The 1205-nt window shown below is 49.0% G+C and carries 1 protein-coding gene; it reads left to right on the top strand.

The features are described 5' to 3' along the window. Window positions 1-80 precede the first annotated feature (80 nt). A protein-coding gene (locus tag HOY33_RS20430; protein ID WP_172291849.1) for an IS3 family transposase occupies window positions 81-1180 on the top strand; the annotation gives its coding sequence in 2 pieces (ribosomal slippage) (window positions 81-336 and window positions 336-1180; 1101 coding nt in all). The last annotated feature ends 25 nt before the right edge of the window (window positions 1181-1205 follow it).

Genomic DNA, 1205 nt, shown 5'->3' with positions numbered 1-1205 from the left:
TGATCTCTTCCCATTAAACAGGACCAGGCTAAACTGGAGTTTTCTGCCCTTCTTTTCCTTAAAAAAGAGGCAATCCGGCCATGAAAAAGATCCGCTGTACTGAAGAGCAAATTGCTTTTGCCCTGAAGCAGGCTGAAACGGGCACTCGTGTGGGTGAAGTGTGCCGAAAAATGGGTATCTCTGAAGCCACTTTTTATAATTGGAAAAAGAAATTTAGCGGAATGGGCGTAACGGAGCTGCGTCGCCTGCGTCAGCTTGAAGATGAAAATCAACGTCTAAAACGGCTGGTTGCCGACCTCAGTCTCGATAAGGAAATGCTGCAAGAGGTGCTGAAAAAAAAGTTTTAAGGCCTGCTCAAAAGCGCGAAATAGTCGTATTTTTACAAGACGCATATCGAGTGGGCGTCAGGCGGTCCTGTCGTCTGGCGATGCTAAGTCGCACGGTTTATAACTATCATTCGTGTCGTGACGATCGCGCGGTAACGATGCGCATCCGAGAAATAGCGGAAACCCGTATCCGTTATGGCTGCCAGCGCATACATATCCAGCTGAGGCGCGAAGGCTGGGTCATTAATCATAAAAAAACGCATCGTATTTATTGCCAGGAAGGACTGAATCTACGGCGTAATCGCCCCCGTCGCCATGTGAGTGCGGCACACCGGGTTGAACGGCCGTTGCTGTCAAATCCGGATCAATGCTGGAGCATGGATTTCGTTGCTGATAATCTGTTTAACGGGCGCCGGTTTCGGGCATTAACTGTGGTCGATAATTTTAGTCGGGAATGCCTGGCGATCCATGCCGGCCAGTCGCTCAAGGGCGAGGATGTGGTGGCGGTGATGGAGTGCCTGAGATTGATGCATAATCGTGTGCCGATAAGGATCCAGGCAGACAATGGCAGCGAATTTATCTCAAAAGCGCTGGATAGATGGGCGTATGAAAATAAGGTCACCATGGACTTCTCACGCCTCGGCACGCCGACGGATAATCCGTTTATCGAATCGTTTAATGGCAGTCTGAGGGATGAATGCCTAAATATCCACTGGTTCCTGTCGATGGAAGATGTGCAGGAAAAGCTCGATCGCTGGCGGGAAGAATATAACCATGACAGGACACATTCTTCATTAAATGATCTGACTCCGGCAGAATTTATCCGAAGTCACCAAAAAAGACAGATCCTCTAATTGATCCTGGGTCAGGATATGGGAG

The sequence above is a fragment of the Brenneria sp. hezel4-2-4 genome (genome assembly GCF_013155275.1).
Lineage (GTDB): Bacteria > Pseudomonadota > Gammaproteobacteria > Enterobacterales > Enterobacteriaceae > Brenneria.
This window is presented reverse-complemented; position numbering and strand designations above follow the sequence as displayed.